The organism is Shewanella xiamenensis (genome assembly GCF_024971755.1).
Taxonomy (GTDB): Bacteria; Pseudomonadota; Gammaproteobacteria; order Enterobacterales; family Shewanellaceae; genus Shewanella; species Shewanella xiamenensis.
Genome location: NZ_CP079718.1, coordinates 4,816,187 through 4,834,681 on the forward strand (window position 1 = coordinate 4,816,187; position 18,495 = coordinate 4,834,681).

Sequence of the window (18,495 nt, forward strand, 5' to 3'; positions counted from 1 at the left end):
TTTCTCTCCTGAAGGAGTTAAACCGGGTGCTCCGCGACTGCGGAGCACCATTCTGTTGCCAAACGTTGCCTTAAGGCGACGCTTATTCCTGATCCAACTCGATATTAATACCGAGTGAACGGATCTCCTTCAGTAATACGTTGAAGGACTCTGGCATGCCAGGCTGCATCTGATGGTTACCGTCGACGATGTTCTTATACATCTGAGTACGACCGTTAACGTCATCCGATTTCACGGTGAGCATTTCTTGAAGCGTATAAGCGGCACCGTATGCTTCGAGTGCCCACACTTCCATCTCCCCGAAACGCTGACCACCGAACTGAGCTTTACCGCCCAATGGTTGTTGAGTTACTAAGCTGTACGAACCGGTAGAACGGGCGTGCATCTTGTCGTCAACTAAGTGGTTCAGTTTGAGCATGTACATGTAACCAACAGTTACTGGACGCTCAAATTCGTTACCGGTACGACCATCAAATAATTTCAGCTGACCAGAGGTTGGCAAGCCTGCAAGCTCAAGCATCTGCTTGATCTCTTTCTCTTTAGCACCGTCGAAGGCTGGCGTAGCAACTGGGATACCGCCTTTCAGGTTGTTCGCTAAGCGCAATAACTCATCGTCAGTGAATGAATCGATGTCGACGCGCTGCTGCACTTCGTCACCTAATTCGTACACTTGCTTGATGTAGTTACGAACTTCTGCAAGTCCCTTCTCGCGCTGATCTTCCAGCATGGCAGCAATCTTGTTACCAATACCTTTAGCCGCAGCACCTAAGTGAACTTCAAGAACCTGACCGATGTTCATACGTGATGGAACGCCTAGCGGGTTCAATACGATGTCCACAGGGTTGCCTTGCTCGTCGTACGGCATGTCTTCAATTGGGTTAATCTTAGAGATAACACCCTTGTTACCGTGACGACCCGCCATCTTGTCACCAGGTTGGATAGTACGTTTAACCGCTAAGTAAACTTTAACGATCTTCAGTACACCTGGGGCCAAGTCATCACCTTGGGTGATTTTGCGACGTTTGATTTCAAACTTCTTATCGAAGTCTGCTTTCAGCTCTTCATGCTGTTCAGCTAATTGCTCAAGCTCAGTTTGTTTGGCTTCATCATCAATGACTTGAACCAATACATCTTTACGTGGCAATGCTGCGATTTGTGCTTCAGTGAAACCGGCACTTAATAATAAGTTGCGTGCACGGCTCAATACGCCTTCTTCAAGGATCTTGAACTCTTCGCCTAAGTCTTTACGAGCTTGGGCAATGTGCATTTCTTCGATTTCAATGGCGCGTTTGTCTTTCTCAACGCCGTCACGGGTAAATACCTGAACGTCGATGATGGTACCTTTAACAGAGTTAGGTACACGCAGTGAGCTGTCTTTCACATCAGACGCTTTCTCACCGAAGATGGCGCGCAGTAACTTCTCTTCTGGAGTCAGTTGTGTTTCGCCTTTTGGCGTCACTTTACCTACCAGAATGTCACCGCCCTTCACTTCTGCACCGATGTAAACGATACCTGACTCGTCGAGTTTCGACAGCGCAGATTCACCTACGTTTGGAATGTCAGCAGTGATTTCTTCGCTACCCAGTTTGGTATCACGAGCGATACAAGACAGCTCTTGAATGTGGATAGTGGTGAAACGGTCTTCCTGTGCAACGCGCTCAGAAATTAAGATCGAGTCTTCGAAGTTGTAACCGTTCCAAGGCATGAACGCGATACGCATGTTCTGGCCAAGGGCTAAGTCACCTAAGTCAGTAGACGGACCGTCTGCTAACACGTCACCACGAACCACTGGCTCACCAACGCTGCAACATGGACGTTGGTTGATACACGTGTTTTGGTTAGAACGGGTGTACTTAGTCAGGTTGTAAATGTCGATACCCGCTTCGCCTGGGCGCAGCTCGTCTTCATTTACTTTAACGACGATACGGCTCGCATCAACGTAATCGATCACACCACCACGTTTAGCGGCGACTACTACGCCTGAATCCACAGCTAATGTGCGTTCAATACCTGTACCGACCAGAGGCTTCTCTGACTTCAGTGTTGGTACCGCTTGACGTTGCATGTTCGCACCCATCAATGCACGGTTCGCGTCGTCGTGTTCTAAGAACGGGATCAGTGACGCAGCAACAGAAATGATCTGTTGTGGCGATACGTCCATGTATTGAATGTCAGACGCGCGCATAAAGGTAGATTCACCTTTGTGACGACAGGCGATCTGCTCTTCAACCATGCGGCCTTCAGAGTCAACTTCGATGTTCGCCTGTGCAATCACATAACGACCTTCTTCAATCGCTGACAAGTATTCCACTTCGTCAGTGATCACACCGTCTACCACTTTGCGGTATGGGGTTTCTAAGAAGCCGTATGAGTTAGTACGGGCAAAGCTTGCTAATGAGTTGATTAGACCAATGTTTGGACCTTCAGGGGTCTCAATTGGACATAAACGACCATAGTGAGTTGGGTGTACGTCGCGGACTTCGAAGCCTGCACGTTCGCGGGTCAAACCACCTGGGCCTAGAGCAGAAATACGACGCTTATGCGTTACTTCTGACAGCGGGTTGTTTTGGTCCATGAATTGTGACAGCTGAGAAGAACCGAAGAACTCTTTCACTGCAGCAGAAATTGGCTTAGCGTTGATTAAGTCTTGTGGCATCAGCTCGTTCAGATCGCCTAATGACAGACGTTCACGCACGGCGCGCTCAACACGGACCAGACCAACACGGAATTGGTTTTCAGCCATCTCACCCACAGAACGAATACGACGGTTACCTAAGTGGTCGATATCGTCCACTTCGTCGAAGCCGTTACGGATGTGAATGATGTTCTTCATTACTGCAACGATGTCTTCTTTAGACAGTACGCCACTACCTTCGTCATCAGGAATGCTGAGACGACGGTTGAACTTCATACGACCGACTTTCGACAGGTCATAACGTTCTTCGCTGAAGAATAAGTTTTGGAACAGGGCTTCTGCTGCATCTTTGGTTGGTGGCTCACCAGGACGCATCATGCGGTAGATCTCAACTAACGCTTCTAAGCGGTTAGTGGTTGGATCGATACGCAGAGTGTCAGAGATGTAAGCACCGTGGTCCAGCTCGTTAATGTATAACGTGCTCAACTCTTTGATGCCTGCCAGTGATAACTTCGCTAAGTCTTCTAAGCTGATTTCACTGTTAGCAGAAACTAATACTTCGCCCGTGTCCGGATCGATGTAATCTTGAGCAGCATATTTGCCCACGATGTACTCAACTGGTACTTCGAGTTCAGTGGTGTTGGTTTTTTCGAGTTGGCGAATATGACGTGCAGTCACGCGACGGCCCGCTTCAACCAATACAGTGCCTTCTGCATCCTTGATGTCGTAGCTGGCGGTTTCACCACGCAGACGCTCAGGGACTAAGGTCATAACCAGAGTATCTTTCTTGATCTTGAACTCAACGCGTTCGAAGAACAGGTCAAGGATCTCTTGAGTAGAGTACTCTAATGCACGCAGAATGATGGTCGCTGGCAATTTACGGCGACGGTCGATACGTACGAATAGTGCATCTTTAGGATCGAATTCAAAGTCTAACCATGAACCACGGTAAGGGATGATACGTGCGTTATATAGCACCTTACCTGATGAGTGGGTTTTACCACGGTCGTGATCGAAGAATACGCCTGGGCTGCGGTGTAATTGAGAAACGATTACACGCTCAGTACCGTTGATAACAAAGGTACCGTTGTCAGTCATCAATGGGATATCACCCATGTAGACTTCTTGTTCTTTAATATCTTTTACAGTGCCTGCCGCTGCTTCACGGTCATACAACACCATGCGTAATTTAACGCGCAGTGGAGCTGAATATGTAACACCACGGATCTGACACTCTTTCACATCAAAAACAGGCTCGCCAAGCTTATAGCTGACGTATTGCAGTTCTGAATTACCAGAAAAGCTCTTGATGGGAAAAACGCTACGGAAGGCGGCTTCAAGACCGCGCTCACCGGTAGGATCTTGATCGGTGAACTTCTTAAAAGAGTCTAACTGAATAGACAAAAGGTAAGGAATATCCAACACCTGTGGACGCTTACCAAAGTCTTTGCGAATACGCTTCTTTTCAGAATAGGAGTAAACCATGGGTTTCCTCTGCTTACGAGATGTGACCAAGACTGAATCAATAACCTGAGTTATTACATTCAGCACGTTTGCCCATCACCGTTGATGGCAAGAACCTAACCAGTAATCTCTGCTAGGGACTGCAAAATCTGGCGACAAACGGTGAAAAAAAATCGCCGGCGCATATAGCGCAAAAAAGGCCGACGGTTAAAAAACCGCCAGCCTCCACCCAAGTGGCTTGGGTGAGCAAGCTAAATAATAGCTTACTTGATTTCTACTGAAGCACCAGCTTCAACTAGTTCTTTCTTCAGAGCTTCAGCTTCTTCTTTAGAAACGCCTTCTTTAACTGCTACTGGAGCAGCTTCAGACATTGCTTTAGCTTCTTTCAGGCCTAAACCAGTTGCGCCACGGATGGCTTTAATAACTGCAACTTTGTTGTCGCCGTGTGCAGTCAGAATTACGTTGAATTCTGTTTGCTCTTCAACAGCAGCAGCAGCTTCGCCACCACCAGAAACAACAGCAGCAGCGGCAGAAACGCCGAACTTCTCTTCCATTGCTTCGATCAGTTCAACAACTTCCATTACAGACATAGCTGCAAAGGCTTCTAAGATTTGGTCTTTAGTGATAGACATAACAAATGTTTCCTATTGTTCTGAATTCAATTCTATTAAGCAGCCAGCTTGAAATTAAGCGGCTTCTTGTTTTTGATCGCGCAGGGCGGCCAGTGTACGAACGAACTTGCCAGCAGATGCTTCTTTCATAGTCATCATTAACTGTGCTAGTGCTTCTTCGTATGTTGGCAGTTTCGCCAAACGATCAATGTCAGCTGCAGGGATGAAATTCCCTTCAAAGGCTGCGCCTTTAACTTCGAAGTTAGCTTGCTCTTTAGCAAAGTCTTTTAACAGACGAGCTGCAGCACCTGGGTGCTCGTTAGAGAAAGCAATCAAAGTTGGGCCAGTGAACGTTTCTGCTAGGCACTCAAATGCAGTACCTTCAACAGCACGACGAGCCAGAGTGTTACGTACTACACGTACATAAACACCAGCTTCGCGAGCTTTTTTACGCAGACCGGTCATAGCACCTACAGTTACACCGCGAGAATCAGCGGCAACTGCAGATAGCGCACCTTTGGCAGCTTCGTTGACTTCAGCAACAATCGCTTTTTTGTCTTCGAGTCTTAATGCCATTGGCTTTACTCCTGGATTCTACCTAGGGTATTCCCTAGTATTTACCATACTAAATACTTATGTATTTAGTGACTTACGGTGCAGATTATCCAGTAAAAAAATTTAGCTGGGGCCTGACACCGTCTACGCAGGAAATTAAGTAAACCGTTAAAGTAAACACCTGCGGTCTTGGACGGAAGCCTAATTAATGATGCTTAAAGCATCAAAAACAGGCTTCAACCCACAAAGTGCGCGCATTATAGACTAATGCACTCACCTTGTAAAATTAGTTAGCTGTTTCGAGAGAAGCTTGGTCAACAGCAACACCTGCACCCATAGTGGTGGAGATGCTTACTTTTTTCACGTATACACCTTTTGCAACTGCAGGCTTAGCCTTTTTCAGTGCAGAGATTAACGCTTCCAAGTTTTCTTTCAATTGAACTGGTGTGAAATCCACTTTACCGATAGTAGTGTGGATAATACCGTTCTTGTCGTTGCGGTAACGAACTTGACCCGCTTTAGCGTTCTTAACTGCTTCAGCAACGTTTGGCGTTACTGTACCAGTTTTGGGGTTAGGCATTAAACCACGTGGGCCTAAGATTTGACCTAACATACCAACAACGCGCATTGCGTCTGGCGATGCGATAACTACGTCGAAGTTCATTTCACCGGCTTTGATTTTCTCAGCCAGATCATCCATACCAACAAGTTCAGCACCAGCAGCTTTAGCAGCTTCAGCATTTGCACCTTGTGTAAATACTGCAACGCGAACGTCACGACCAGTACCGTGTGGCAACACAGTTGCACCACGAACGTTTTGGTCAGATTTACGTGGGTCGATGCCCAGGTTAACAGCAACGTCAACACTTTCAACGAACTTAGCAGTTGCTAATTCTTTTAACAGAGCAACAGCGTCGTTGATTTCGTATAGTTTAGTACCGTCAACTTTCTCGCGGATTACGCGCATGCGTTTAGTTAGTTTTGCCATTATATTAACCCTCTACAACCAAACCCATTGAACGCGCAGTACCTTCGATTGAGCGAGTCATCGCTTCAATATCAGCACCAGTCATATCGGCGGCTTTCATTTCAGCAATTTCCTGAATCTTAGCACGAGCGATAGTACCTACTTTCTGAGTGTTTGGACGTGGAGAACCTGATTTCAGGCCTGCAGCAGTCTTCAGTAAGTAAGAAGCTGGTGGAGTCTTAGTTTCGAAAGTGAATGAACGGTCACTGTATACAGTGATCACGACTGGAATAGGCATGCCTTTTTCCATTTTTTCTGTACGAGCGTTGAACGCTTTACAGAATTCCATGATGTTCACACCTTTCTGACCCAGAGCTGGACCAACTGGTGGTGAAGGGTTCGCAGAACCTGATTTCACTTGTAGCTTAATATAAGCATCAATCTTTTTTGCCATCTGACATTTCCTCAGTTTGGGTTCAAACGCATATCAGCGACATGCCAACATGCTCCCCCGAAAACAACGGGTGCGGATTATATAGAAATCCGCACCCGTTGCCAAACGGATTTTGTATTTAATTTAATCAGCCTTTTTCGACCTGACTAAAATCGAGCTCAACTGGTGTAGAACGACCGAAGATCATTACCGACACTTTTACGCGGCTCTTGTCATAATCTACTTCTTCAACGGTACCGTTAAAGTCAGCAAATGGACCATCACATACACGCACCACTTCGCCTGGCTCAAAAATAACGCGGTGAGTTGGCGAAGCTGTGGTTTCTTGTAAGCGACGCAGAATAGCATCCGCTTCTCTATCTGAAATTGGAGCAGGACGATCAGATGTTCCGCCAATAAAGCCTAAAACACGCGGGATGCTTTTGACTAAATGCCAGCTATCATCGTTCATTTCCATCTGGACCAAAACATAACCAGGGAAAAACTTACGCTCGCTCTTACGACGCTGGCCTGCACGCATTTCAATGACTTCTTCAGTCGGAACTAAGACTTCACCGAAGTATTGTTCCATGCCGTGCATTTTAATGTATTCAATCAGTGACTTACAAACTCGGCCTTCATAGCCAGAGAATGCCTGCACTACATACCATCTTTTTTTAGCTTCTTTAGCTTCAGTCATTCGAGGTGCCTATACGCCAGTGATAAAATTGACAATTCGCATTAACACTGCATCTAAACCCCATAAAATAAGAGCTAAGATACCTGTTGCAGCAAGGACAATAAAAGTGGTGTTAAGCGCTTCTTGACGTGTTGGCCATACGACCTTACGCACTTCAATTTGCGACTCACGCGCGAATGCTAAAGCTTTTTTACCCTTTTCGGTTTGCAGGGCAATAAAACCAGCAATAGCGAATGCAACGATAACAGCCAGTGCGCGGATCACGGCACTCGCCTCGCTATACATTTGATTGCCAATAACAGCAGCGGCCAGCAATAGGATCGCTAAACCCCACTTCACGATATCCAGAGAGTTAGTCTGGTTTTCAGTATTTGTTGTCATCGGTTATTCCGTTACTCAATACGGCCTGAGCTTGAGCACAATAATTAGGGACATACGACCCAGTTACAATACGCTTTAGATACTCTGAATCCCGAATACCCTTAGAAACGCATGTTGCATAAGCTCAGGGTCAAAAATCGGCCATAGATTGTATTCTGATTCGACTTTGTTAGCAAGGATGCACAACAGTTGCAACCCACAAAACCCACTAAATAATCGACTTAAACAAAAAAGGAAGCCTAAGCTTCCTTTTTTCTAATCACAATTGCTATTAAGCAATGATCTTAGCTACAACACCAGCGCCTACTGTACGGCCACCTTCACGAATTGCGAAGCGTAAACCTTCGTCCATCGCGATTGGGCAAATCAGCGTAACAACCATCTTAATGTTGTCACCAGGCATTACCATCTCTACGCCTTCTGGCAGTTCAATAGTACCGGTTACGTCAGTTGTACGGAAGTAGAACTGTGGACGGTAGCCTTTGAAGAATGGAGTATGACGACCACCTTCTTCTTTTGACAGAACGTAAACTTCTGATTCAAAAGTAGTGTGTGGGTTGATTGAACCTGGCTTAGATAATACTTGACCACGCTCTACGTCATCACGCTTAGTACCACGTAATAAAATACCACAGTTCTCACCTGCACGACCTTCGTCAAGCAGCTTACGGAACATTTCTACACCAGTACAAGTTGTCTTGGTTGTAGTGCGGATACCAACGATTTCTACTTCGTCGCCCACTTTAACGATACCACGCTCTACACGACCTGTTACTACTGTACCACGGCCAGAAATAGAGAATACGTCTTCGATTGGCATCAGGAATGGCTTATCGATATCACGCTCTGGCTCTGGAATGTAAGAGTCTAAAGCTGCTGCCAGCTCAAGGATCTTCGCTTCCCACTCTGGCTCGCCTTCTAGCGCTTTCAGAGCTGAACCTTGGATTACTGGTAAGTCATCACCTGGGAAGTCGTATTCTGATAACAGTTCACGCACTTCCATTTCCACTAATTCTAACAGCTCAGCATCGTCAACCATGTCACATTTGTTCATGAATACGATGATGAATGGTACGCCAACCTGACGAGACAGCAGGATGTGCTCACGTGTTTGTGGCATTGGACCGTCTGTAGAAGCAACTACCAGGATCGCGCCGTCCATCTGTGCAGCACCAGTGATCATGTTTTTAACATAGTCAGCGTGGCCTGGGCAGTCTACGTGTGCGTAGTGGCGAGTTGGGGTGTCATACTCGATGTGAGAGGTATTGATGGTAATACCGCGCTCACGCTCTTCTGGAGCGTTATCGATTTGAGAGAAGTCTTTAGCTTCACCACCGTAGGTCTTAGCCAGTACGTGAGAGATAGCTGCAGTCAGAGTGGTTTTACCATGGTCAACGTGACCGATGGTGCCCACGTTAACATGGGGCTTAGAACGTTCAAATTTAGCTTTAGCCATGGTATTGCCTCAATCCAAGAGTCTTGGTGATGAAAACATACATATAGAAAAAATCCGATGCATATAAATGACATCGAACCGATTAATTTAGGTATAGGAGCTTAATTCAGAAAGGCTGGTGCTGATAGGCAGATTCGAACTGCCGACCTCACCCTTACCAAGGGTGTGCTCTACCAACTGAGCCATATCAGCAACTAAATTTGGAGCGGGCAGCGGGAATCGAACCCGCGTTATCAGCTTGGAAGGCTGGAGTAATACCATTATACGATGCCCGCGCAACCTAACTAAGGCTACCTAACTACCTAGAAAATGGTGGAGGGAGAAGGATTCGAACCTTCGAAGGCGGAGCCGTCAGATTTACAGTCTGATCCCTTTGGCCACTCGGGAACCCCTCCAGTAAAATGGTGCCGGCACCAAGAGTCGAACTCGGGACCTACTGATTACAAGTCAGTTGCTCTACCAACTGAGCTATGCCGGCAAATCATTTCGGAACGGGATATTAGGTAAATGTGTGCCCAAGTGCAAGCGAAAATCGACGATTTGTTTAAAAAAAGCAATCAAATGATGCTTTTTTACCCTCAAACTGATGTCGGCAAGCATTTATCCAGTAAATCAGGCTAGAAGAGCTAGAAACCGAGCTTCACGAATTGATTTTATATTGTCGATACTTAAGTCATGGTGTACTGTGCGATTCCTAAGCCGAGGAAAGCCAATGACGTCAAAAAATCCAATTCAAAAAGCACTCTATCTTGCCTTTGAGCGCGCACAATGGTCTGTTTTAAGGGACGCAGTGCCAATGACGCTGAGTGAACAAGACTTGGAGAATCTTCGGGGTATCAATGAGAAGGTTTCACTCTCCGAAGTCACTGATATTTACTTGCCTCTGAGCAGGTTGCTTAACTTAATTGTAAAAGCCAAACAACAACGTGGTTTAGTCCTTGATGAGTTTCTCGGGCAAAAGCCCTCAAGCAGCCCTTATATCATCAGCATTGCTGGTAGTGTTGCCGTGGGTAAAAGTACCACTGCGCGTATTTTACAGGCGTTACTAAGCCAGTGGCCCGAGCACCCTAAAGTCGATTTAGTTACGACCGATGGTTTTCTATATCCTCTGGCAGATTTGAAGCGTAAAGGGCTATTGCAACGCAAAGGCTTTCCTGAAAGTTACGATATGAAGATGTTGGTCGAATTTATTTCGGCGGTAAAATCCGGGCAAGCCCATGTAAATGCGCCTATCTATTCCCACGTAACTTACGATCGTATTCGCGGCCAGCATCAAACCGTTTCGCAGCCCGATATTTTGATCCTCGAAGGACTGAATGTTTTACAAACAGGTTTAGATTCGCCAGTCGATATACGTAGGCCCTTTGTCTCCGACTTTGTCGATTTTTCGATTTATGTCGATGCCGAAGAGCATTTATTGAAGCAATGGTATCAAGAGCGCTTTTTGCAATTTCGCAAAGGGGCATTTAGTGATGAAAAGTCCTATTTCCATCACTATGCTAGCCTGACGGATGATGAAGCCTATACTATAGCGGCGAAAATATGGGACACAATCAACGGCCCCAATTTGCAGCTCAATATTCAGCCCACAAGGGAACGAGCGCATCTGATCCTACAAAAAGGACAGGATCATTTGATGTCACACGTTTTACTGCGTAAATAATCTTATCTTGCTCTTAAACTGATTTCTCCGCCGATATAGGCTTGTATGCCATCGGCGGTTTCTAACAATACTGCACCTTGTTCATCGATACCACGACAGATACCGTCAACGTGATTCTCGCCCATCAGTAAACGAATTTCTTTACCATGGAATAGATCTGCCTGTTGCCAGCGCGTTTTAAAGGCTGCCAGCCCTTCACGCTCAAACAACTGTATGTCTCTCTTCAACTGTTTGTGTAATGCAATCACGAGATCCGTTTTATTTGGCATATCCGTCAAGCTAGACAAGTCGCTCCAAGGCTGGTCAATTCCCTTACCTTGGTCTTCCGACATAGCCATGTTAACACCAATACCAATGATTAATTGACACTCGCTATCCGCCTGCCCGGACATTTCAATTAAAATCCCAGCAAGCTTTTTATAATTAAGATAAATATCGTTTGGCCATTTCACGCCGATATTATCAACACCAAAGGATTTCAGTACCTCAACTAAACTACAAGCCACCACTAGGCTTAAGCCCATTGCCTGCGCCATCCCTTGGGGGAATGACCAAAACTGCGAGAAATACAAATGATGTCCATAGGGAGACACCCAAGTTCGTCCTCTACGTCCTCGTCCCGCTGACTGGTACTCAGCCACACATACATCGCCACTCTTCAGCTCACTGGTATGGCTTAACATAAAGCTGTTAGTGCTCGGGATTTCATCAAAGTAAAAGCATCGATTATCGATCGACTGAATTAAACGAGCCGAGTCGATAAGGGAGATAGGATTAGCTAACTTGTAACCGCGGCCTTTGACACTGTAGATCGCCACGCCATAGTCTTCCAAAGCATCGACATGCTTACTCACTGCAGCGCGGGAAATGCCCAGTTGTGTAGCTAACTCCTCACCAGAAACAAAATGTTCGCTCGACAGTAATCCCAGTATTTCGCGTTTTCTCACCCAATTATCAGACATCGAGACTCGTCTCCCCTGTTAATCCCATAATTCTTGGCTCGGCTTCTAGCTTAACGCCAAAAACCTCATTCACTCGCGCAATCACATGCAATGCTAATCGACAAATATCTTGGCCAGTTGCATGGCCTAAATTGACTAATACTAAGGCTTGCTTCGCATGCACTCCCGCATTCCCAAGAACAAACCCCTTAAGACCTGCATGTTCAATTAGCCAACCAGCAGCAAGTTTGACCTCTCCATTCGGTTGAGCATAACCAACAATGCTTGGAAAGCGTTGAGCTAGTTCAATATAAACTGATGCGCTAACGATTGGATTCTTAAAAAAACTCCCAGCGTTACCTAGCACCTCAGGATTCGGCAGCTTCTCACTCCTCACCTCACAGACACGGTCAAAAATCTCCCTTGGGGTCACCGTCTCAGCGTTAAGTGATTGCAACGGGCCATAGGCCAATTTTGGTTGCCAAGCTTTAGGGAGGCGCAAACCAACAGCGGTAATCACAGCTTTGTCGCGTAAGCTGCCTTTAAATATCGACTCGCGATATGAAAACTCACATTCATCGACCGTAAGCCTTAGTAAGTCGCCAGACTCGACATCAAGATATTCAACCCAATCACAAACATCACAAAACTCAACACCATAAGCACCGATATTTTGAATCGGAGCTGCGCCAACTGTGCCCGGGATCAGGGCTAAATTCTCAAGTCCAGGCATATTCTGATCTAAGCTAAATAGGACCAATTCATGCCAGTTTTCACCCGCCTCAACATCAAGATAAAAGTGAGAGTCATCTTCGGAGCAGGAAATACCTTTAGACAATACTCGCACTACAGTGCCATTAAAATCATCGGTAAATACGATATTGCTGCCACCACCAAGCACAAGCATTGGTTGCTTTGATTGATATAAAGATAAGCAAGTCGTTTGCAGTTCCATCTTGGAATGGACTTCAATCAATGATGAACAGGATTGCTCTACGCCAAAAGTATTAAACGGTTTTAGCGAGTATGGAAAAGACATGATGATGTTCTGCCGCGATAAAAGTGACATTGTAAACGCTTCACCCTAGAATTGCAGCAAACTGAGATTGATCGGTAAAACAGATACGTCATGACTCAAGCTTTTGAGCTTTTGTGCTTTTGAGCAAGAGTTAAAGATGAGCACAAACAAGTTGAGGAAGCCGTGAATAAAACATCAAAAACAAAAAAGCCAGCTTATTCAGCTGGCTTCATTGTTTAATTAGGCGCTTGGCGATGACCTACTCTCACATGGGGAGACCCCACACTACCATCGGCGCGATTGCGTTTCACTTCTGAGTTCGGGATGGGATCAGGTGGGACCACAATGCTATTGTCACCAAGCAAATTCTTACGGGTTAATTCTACGTCTGACGGCATTGTTTCCTCACTCCAGTGCTCATGTACTACCGTACACTCCGCCCTTCGCTCGTCACGGCTTTGTCTGCCGTACAATTACCTGCGTAATTAACCTTTATTTGTTAATTCGGAAAGCTGTATTGAGTACCACTTCTTAAGTGTTTCTATTCAAGCTAAGTGCTACTTAGCAAAACCCATCTGGGTTGTATGGTTAAGCCTCTCGAGTCATTAGTATCAGTTAGCTCAACGCCTCACAACGCTTACACACCTGACCTATCAACGTCCTAGTCTCGAACGGCTCTTTAGTGGACTTATAGTCCAAGGGATGACTCATCTTGGGGCTCGCTTCCCGCTTAGATGCTTTCAGCGGTTATCGATTCCGAACATAGCTACCGGGCAATGCCATTGGCATGACAACCCGAACACCAGCGGTTCGTTCACTCCGGTCCTCTCGTACTAGGAGCAACTCCCCTCAATCATCCAACGCCCACGGCAGATAGGGACCGAACTGTCTCACGACGTTCTGAACCCAGCTCGCGTACCACTTTAAATGGCGAACAGCCATACCCTTGGGACCGACTTCAGCCCCAGGATGTGATGAGCCGACATCGAGGTGCCAAACACCGCCGTCGATATGAACTCTTGGGCGGTATCAGCCTGTTATCCCCGGAGTACCTTTTATCCGTTGAGCGATGGCCCTTCCATTCAGAACCACCGGATCACTATGACCTACTTTCGTACCTGCTCGACGTGTCTGTCTCGCAGTTAAGCTGGCTTATGCCATTGCACTAACCGTACGATGTCCGACCGTACTTAGCCAACCTTCGTGCTCCTCCGTTACTCTTTGGGAGGAGACCGCCCCAGTCAAACTACCCACCAGGCACTGTCCTTACCCCAGATAATGGGGCCAAGTTAGAACATCAACACTACAAGGGTGGTATTTCAAGGACGACTCCATCAGAACTAGCGTTCCAACTTCATAGTCTCCCACCTATCCTACACATGTAGGGTCAATGTTCAGTGCCAAGCTATAGTAAAGGTTCACGGGGTCTTTCCGTCTAGCCGCGGGTATACGGCATCTTCACCGCAATTTCAACTTCACTGAGTCTCGGCTGGAGACAGCGTGGCCATCATTACGCCATTCGTGCAGGTCGGAACTTACCCGACAAGGAATTTCGCTACCTTAGGACCGTTATAGTTACGGCCGCCGTTTACCGGGGCTTCGATCATGAGCTTCTCTTGCGATAACCCAATCAATTAACCTTCCGGCACCGGGCAGGCGTCACACCGTATACTTCCTCTTGCGAGTTTGCACAGTGCTGTGTTTTTGATAAACAGTTGCAGCCACCTGGTATCTGCGACTCCCGTCAGCTTAGAGAGCAAGTCTCATCACCAACAAGAGCGTACCTTCTCCCGAAGTTACGGTACCATTTTGCCTAGTTCCTTCAGCCGAGTTCTCTCAAGCGCCTTGGTATTCTCTACCCGACCACCTGTGTCGGTTTGGGGTACGATTCCCGCTAACCTGAAGCTTAGAAGATTTTCCTGGAAGCATGGCATCAACTACTTCATCCCCTTGGGGACTCGTCATCAGCTCTCAGTGTATAGTGACCCGGATTTGCCTAAGTCACCCACCTACCACCTTAAACGCGGACTACCAACGCCGCGCTAGCCTAGCCTTCTCCGTCTCTCCATCGCAGTTAGCGGAAGTACAGAAATATTAATCTGTTTCCCATCGATTACGCCTTTCGGCCTCACCTTAGGGGTCGACTCACCCTGCCCCGATTAACGTTGGACAGGAACCCTTGGTCTTTCGGCGAGGGGGTTTTTCACCCCTTTATCGTTACTCATGTCAGCATTCGCACTTCTGATACCTCCAGTGTGGGTTACCCCTTCACCTTCAACGGCTTACAGAACGCTCCTCTACCGCGCAACTCTAATGAATTGCACCCGTAGCTTCGGTGGTATGTTTAGCCCCGTTACATCTTCCGCGCAGGCCGACTCGACTAGTGAGCTATTACGCTTTCTTTAAATGATGGCTGCTTCTAAGCCAACATCCTAGCTGTCTAAGCCTTCCCACATCGTTTCCCACTTAACATACACTTTGGGACCTTAGCTGACGGTCTGGGTTGTTTCCCTTTTGACGACGGACGTTAGCACCCGCCGTCTGTCTCCCGAGTAGTACTCATTGGTATTCGGAGTTTGCAAAGGGTTGGTAAGTCGGGATGACCCCCTAGCCTTAACAGTGCTCTACCCCCAATGGTATTCGCTCGAGGCGCTACCTAAATAGCTTTCGAGGAGAACCAGATATCTCCCGGTTTGATTGGCCTTTCACCCCCAGCCACAAGTCATCCGCTAATTTTTCAACATTAGTCGGTTCGGTCCTCCAGTTGATGTTACTCAACCTTCAACCTGCCCATGGCTAGATCACCGGGTTTCGGGTCTACGCCTTGCAACTAAACGCGCAGTTAACACTCGGTTTCCCTACGGCTCCGCTATTCGCTTAACCTCGCTACAAAACGTAAGTCGCTGACCCATTATACAAAAGGTACGCAGTCACGGTCTCAAGAACCGCTCCCACTGCTTGTACGTATACGGTTTCAGGTTCTATTTCACTCCCCTCACAGGGGTTCTTTTCGCCTTTCCCTCACGGTACTGGTTCACTATCGGTCAGTCAGGAGTATTTAGCCTTGGAGGATGGTCCCCCCATATTCAAACAGGATATCACGTGTCCCGCCTTACTCGTTTTCATCAAAGGTTAGTTTTCGTGTACGGGGCTATCACCCTGTGCCGCTGGACTTTCCAGACCATTCCACTAACACCCCTCTGACTTAAGGGCTAATCCCCGTTCGCTCGCCGCTACTAGGGGAATCTCGGTTGATTTCTTTTCCTAAGGGTACTTAGATGTTTCAGTTCCCCTCGTTTGCCTCACTACACTATGTATTCATGCAGTGATAACAGCTTATGCTGCTGGGTTCCCCCATTCGGACATCGTTAGCTCAAATGCTTGTTACTAGCTCGCCAACGCTTTTCGCAAGTTACTACGTCCTTCATCGCCTCTGACTGCCAAGGCATCCACCGTATACGCTTAGTCGCTTAACCATACAACCCAAATAGGTTTCACTTACGTGAGCCACTTGCGCTGTTGCGACCAGCTGGTTTTACTTGTCTCATCTTCGACCAAGAAGATGGACTCGCCTTAGACTTGAATATTCAAGACACTTAACAAGTGTTTTAAGAACTCAATTTTTTTCGTATTAACACAACGACAGACATCATTGTGTTAATTACTATCAGCTTTCCAAATTGTTAAAGAGCGGGCTTAAAAAAGCCAAAGATAATGTTTAAGTTTATCTTTGGCATCTCTAACCATAATGCAGTAAATGGTGGAGCTATGCGGGATCGAACCGCAGACCTCCTGCGTGCAAGGCAGGCGCTCTCCCAGCTGAGCTATAGCCCCATTTACATGCAGTGCGAGTAAATAAGATGTTCCAAACCTCTTAAAGGATTGGTTTGCCAATCATTTCTTATCAAGGCGGACAGTGGCGACGTTTAGTTCACTAAACGAGTCACTTTCCAACGCTGAGAAGGAAGGATTGGTGGGTCAGAGTGGACTTGAACCACCGACCTCACCCTTATCAGGGGTGCGCTCTAACCAGCTGAGCTACAGACCCATCTTTTACTCTATCTTCTATCAAGCAAATCTGTGTGAACACTCAACAAACATTGAGTTAGTCGTATAGGTAAGGAGGTGATCCAGCCCCAGGTTCCCCTAGGGCTACCTTGTTACGACTTCACCCCAGTCATGAACCACAAAGTGGTGAGCGCCCCCCCGAAGGTTAAGCTACCCACTTCTTTTGCAGCCCACTCCCATGGTGTGACGGGCGGTGTGTACAAGGCCCGGGAACGTATTCACCGTGGCATTCTGATCCACGATTACTAGCGATTCCGACTTCATGGAGTCGAGTTGCAGACTCCAATCCGGACTACGACGAGCTTTGTGAGATTAGCTCCACCTCGCGGCTTTGCAACCCTCTGTACTCGCCATTGTAGCACGTGTGTAGCCCTACTCGTAAGGGCCATGATGACTTGACGTCGTCCCCACCTTCCTCCGGTTTATCACCGGCAGTCTCCCTAGAGTTCCCACCATTACGTGCTGGCAAATAAGGATAGGGGTTGCGCTCGTTGCGGGACTTAACCCAACATTTCACAACACGAGCTGACGACAGCCATGCAGCACCTGTCTCACAGTTCCCGAAGGCACAAGTCCATCTCTGGTCTCTTCTGTGGATGTCAAGAGTAGGTAAGGTTCTTCGCGTTGCATCGAATTAAACCACATGCTCCACCGCTTGTGCGGGCCCCCGTCAATTCATTTGAGTTTTAACCTTGCGGCCGTACTCCCCAGGCGGTCTACTTAATGCGTTAGCTTGAGAGCCCAGTGTTCAAGACACCAAACTCCGAGTAGACATCGTTTACGGCGTGGACTACCAGGGTATCTAATCCTGTTTGCTCCCCACGCTTTCGTGCATGAGCGTCAGTCTTTGTCCAGGGGGCCGCCTTCGCCACCGGTATTCCTCCAGATCTCTACGCATTTCACCGCTACACCTGGAATTCTACCCCCCTCTACAAGACTCTAGTTCGCCAGTTCGAAATGCTATTCCTAGGTTGAGCCCAGGGCTTTCACATCTCGCTTAACAAACCGCCTGCGCACGCTTTACGCCCAGTAATTCCGATTAACGCTCGGACCCTCCGTATTACCGCGGCTGCTGGCACGGAGTTAGCCGGTCCTTCTTCTGTAGGTAACGTCACAGATGAGCCGTATTAGGACTCACCCTTTCCTCCCTACTGAAAGTGCTTTACAACCCGAAGGCCTTCTTCACACACGCGGCATGGCTGCATCAGGGTTTCCCCCATTGTGCAATATTCCCCACTGCTGCCTCCCGTAGGAGTCTGGGCCGTGTCTCAGTCCCAGTGTGGCTGATCATCCTCTCAGAACAGCTAGGGATCGTCGCCTTGGTGAGCCATTACCTCACCAACTAGCTAATCCCACCTAGGTTCATCCAATCGCGAGAGGCCCGAAGGTCCCCCTCTTTCCCCCGTAGGGCGTATGCGGTATTAGCAGTCGTTTCCAACTGTTATCCCCCTCGACTGGGCAGATCCCTAGGCATTACTCACCCGTCCGCCGCTCGCCACCTCAGGAGTAAACTCCCTTGTGCTGCCGCTCGACTTGCATGTGTTAGGCCTGCCGCCAGCGTTCAATCTGAGCCATGATCAAACTCTTCAATTAAAAGTTTTGT

The 18,495-nt window shown here is 47.4% G+C and carries 11 protein-coding genes, 6 tRNA genes and 3 rRNA genes; 1 reads left to right on the top strand and 19 read right to left on the bottom strand.

From position 1 onward, the window contains the following. Positions 1-82: 82 nt before the first annotated feature. From rpoB to KXJ80_RS22345, 12 genes are all read right to left on the bottom strand, one after another. Positions 83-4,120: a DNA-directed RNA polymerase subunit beta gene (gene rpoB / locus KXJ80_RS22290; RefSeq protein WP_037418393.1), complete on the bottom strand. Its 4,038-nt coding sequence runs from the start codon at positions 4,118-4,120 to the stop codon at positions 83-85. A gap of 242 nt (positions 4,121-4,362) precedes the next feature. After that, positions 4,363-4,731, bottom strand: a complete 369-nt coding sequence (gene rplL, locus KXJ80_RS22295) for a 50S ribosomal protein L7/L12 (protein ID WP_007644333.1) — start codon at positions 4,729-4,731, stop codon at positions 4,363-4,365. Positions 4,732-4,785: 54 nt separating this feature from the next. Further along, positions 4,786-5,286 (bottom strand): 50S ribosomal protein L10, encoded by a 501-nt coding sequence (rplJ, locus tag KXJ80_RS22300; RefSeq protein WP_011070609.1) that lies wholly within the window; start codon positions 5,284-5,286, stop codon positions 4,786-4,788. A 265-nt stretch (positions 5,287-5,551) separates the two neighbouring features. Continuing rightward, positions 5,552-6,253, bottom strand: coding sequence for a 50S ribosomal protein L1 (rplA, locus tag KXJ80_RS22305; protein ID WP_011070608.1), 702 nt, complete (start codon positions 6,251-6,253; stop codon positions 5,552-5,554). 4 nt (positions 6,254-6,257) lie between these two features. Further along, positions 6,258-6,686, bottom strand: coding sequence for a 50S ribosomal protein L11 (gene rplK, locus KXJ80_RS22310; protein WP_037430687.1), 429 nt, complete (start codon positions 6,684-6,686; stop codon positions 6,258-6,260). A gap of 127 nt (positions 6,687-6,813) precedes the next feature. Next, the gene (gene nusG / locus KXJ80_RS22315) at positions 6,814-7,365 is read right to left on the bottom strand and encodes a transcription termination/antitermination protein NusG (RefSeq protein WP_011070606.1); all 552 of its coding nucleotides are present in this window, start codon (positions 7,363-7,365) and stop codon (positions 6,814-6,816) included. Between the two features lie 9 nt (positions 7,366-7,374). Further along, positions 7,375-7,746 (bottom strand): preprotein translocase subunit SecE, encoded by a 372-nt coding sequence (secE, locus tag KXJ80_RS22320; RefSeq protein ID WP_037418403.1) that lies wholly within the window; start codon positions 7,744-7,746, stop codon positions 7,375-7,377. A 271-nt stretch (positions 7,747-8,017) separates the two neighbouring features. Next, the gene (gene tuf, locus KXJ80_RS22325; protein WP_055647561.1) at positions 8,018-9,202 is read right to left on the bottom strand and encodes an elongation factor Tu; all 1,185 of its coding nucleotides are present in this window, start codon (positions 9,200-9,202) and stop codon (positions 8,018-8,020) included. Between the two features lie 116 nt (positions 9,203-9,318). Further along, positions 9,319-9,394: transfer RNA gene (locus KXJ80_RS22330), tRNA-Thr, on the bottom strand. 9 nt (positions 9,395-9,403) lie between these two features. Further along, positions 9,404-9,477 (bottom strand) — tRNA-Gly (locus tag KXJ80_RS22335). Between the two features lie 35 nt (positions 9,478-9,512). Beyond that, a tRNA-Tyr gene (locus KXJ80_RS22340) sits at positions 9,513-9,597 on the bottom strand. A 7-nt stretch (positions 9,598-9,604) separates the two neighbouring features. Continuing rightward, positions 9,605-9,680 (bottom strand) — tRNA-Thr (locus KXJ80_RS22345). Between the two features lie 234 nt (positions 9,681-9,914). Here KXJ80_RS22345 and coaA point away from each other — a divergent pair. Continuing rightward, entirely contained in the window at positions 9,915-10,865 is a 951-nt protein-coding gene (gene coaA, locus KXJ80_RS22350; RefSeq protein WP_037417855.1) for a type I pantothenate kinase, read from the top strand. A 2-nt stretch (positions 10,866-10,867) separates the two neighbouring features. Here coaA and birA read toward each other — a convergent pair whose 3' ends face one another. The 7 genes from birA to KXJ80_RS22385 all read right to left on the bottom strand — a co-directional run bounded on the left by birA (position 10,868) and on the right by KXJ80_RS22385 (position 18,485). Beyond that, positions 10,868-11,827, bottom strand: a complete 960-nt coding sequence (birA, locus tag KXJ80_RS22355; RefSeq protein ID WP_218737620.1) for a bifunctional biotin--[acetyl-CoA-carboxylase] ligase/biotin operon repressor BirA — start codon at positions 11,825-11,827, stop codon at positions 10,868-10,870. Further along, positions 11,820-12,845: a UDP-N-acetylmuramate dehydrogenase gene (murB, locus tag KXJ80_RS22360; RefSeq protein ID WP_218737621.1), complete on the bottom strand. Its 1,026-nt coding sequence runs from the start codon at positions 12,843-12,845 to the stop codon at positions 11,820-11,822. The genes birA and murB overlap by 8 nt, the downstream gene beginning before the upstream one ends. Before the next feature lie 225 nt (positions 12,846-13,070). Then, a 5S ribosomal RNA gene (gene rrf / locus KXJ80_RS22365) occupies positions 13,071-13,186 on the bottom strand. A 222-nt stretch (positions 13,187-13,408) separates the two neighbouring features. Next, positions 13,409-16,300 (bottom strand): 23S ribosomal RNA (locus KXJ80_RS22370). A gap of 282 nt (positions 16,301-16,582) precedes the next feature. After that, a tRNA-Ala gene (locus KXJ80_RS22375) sits at positions 16,583-16,658 on the bottom strand. Between the two features lie 137 nt (positions 16,659-16,795). Next, positions 16,796-16,872 (bottom strand) — tRNA-Ile (locus KXJ80_RS22380). Positions 16,873-16,942: 70 nt separating this feature from the next. Beyond that, positions 16,943-18,485: ribosomal RNA gene (locus KXJ80_RS22385) — 16S ribosomal RNA — on the bottom strand. The 16S, 23S and 5S rRNA genes sit together here with 2 tRNA genes alongside, the layout of an rRNA operon. Between the last annotated feature and the right edge of the window lie 10 nt (positions 18,486-18,495).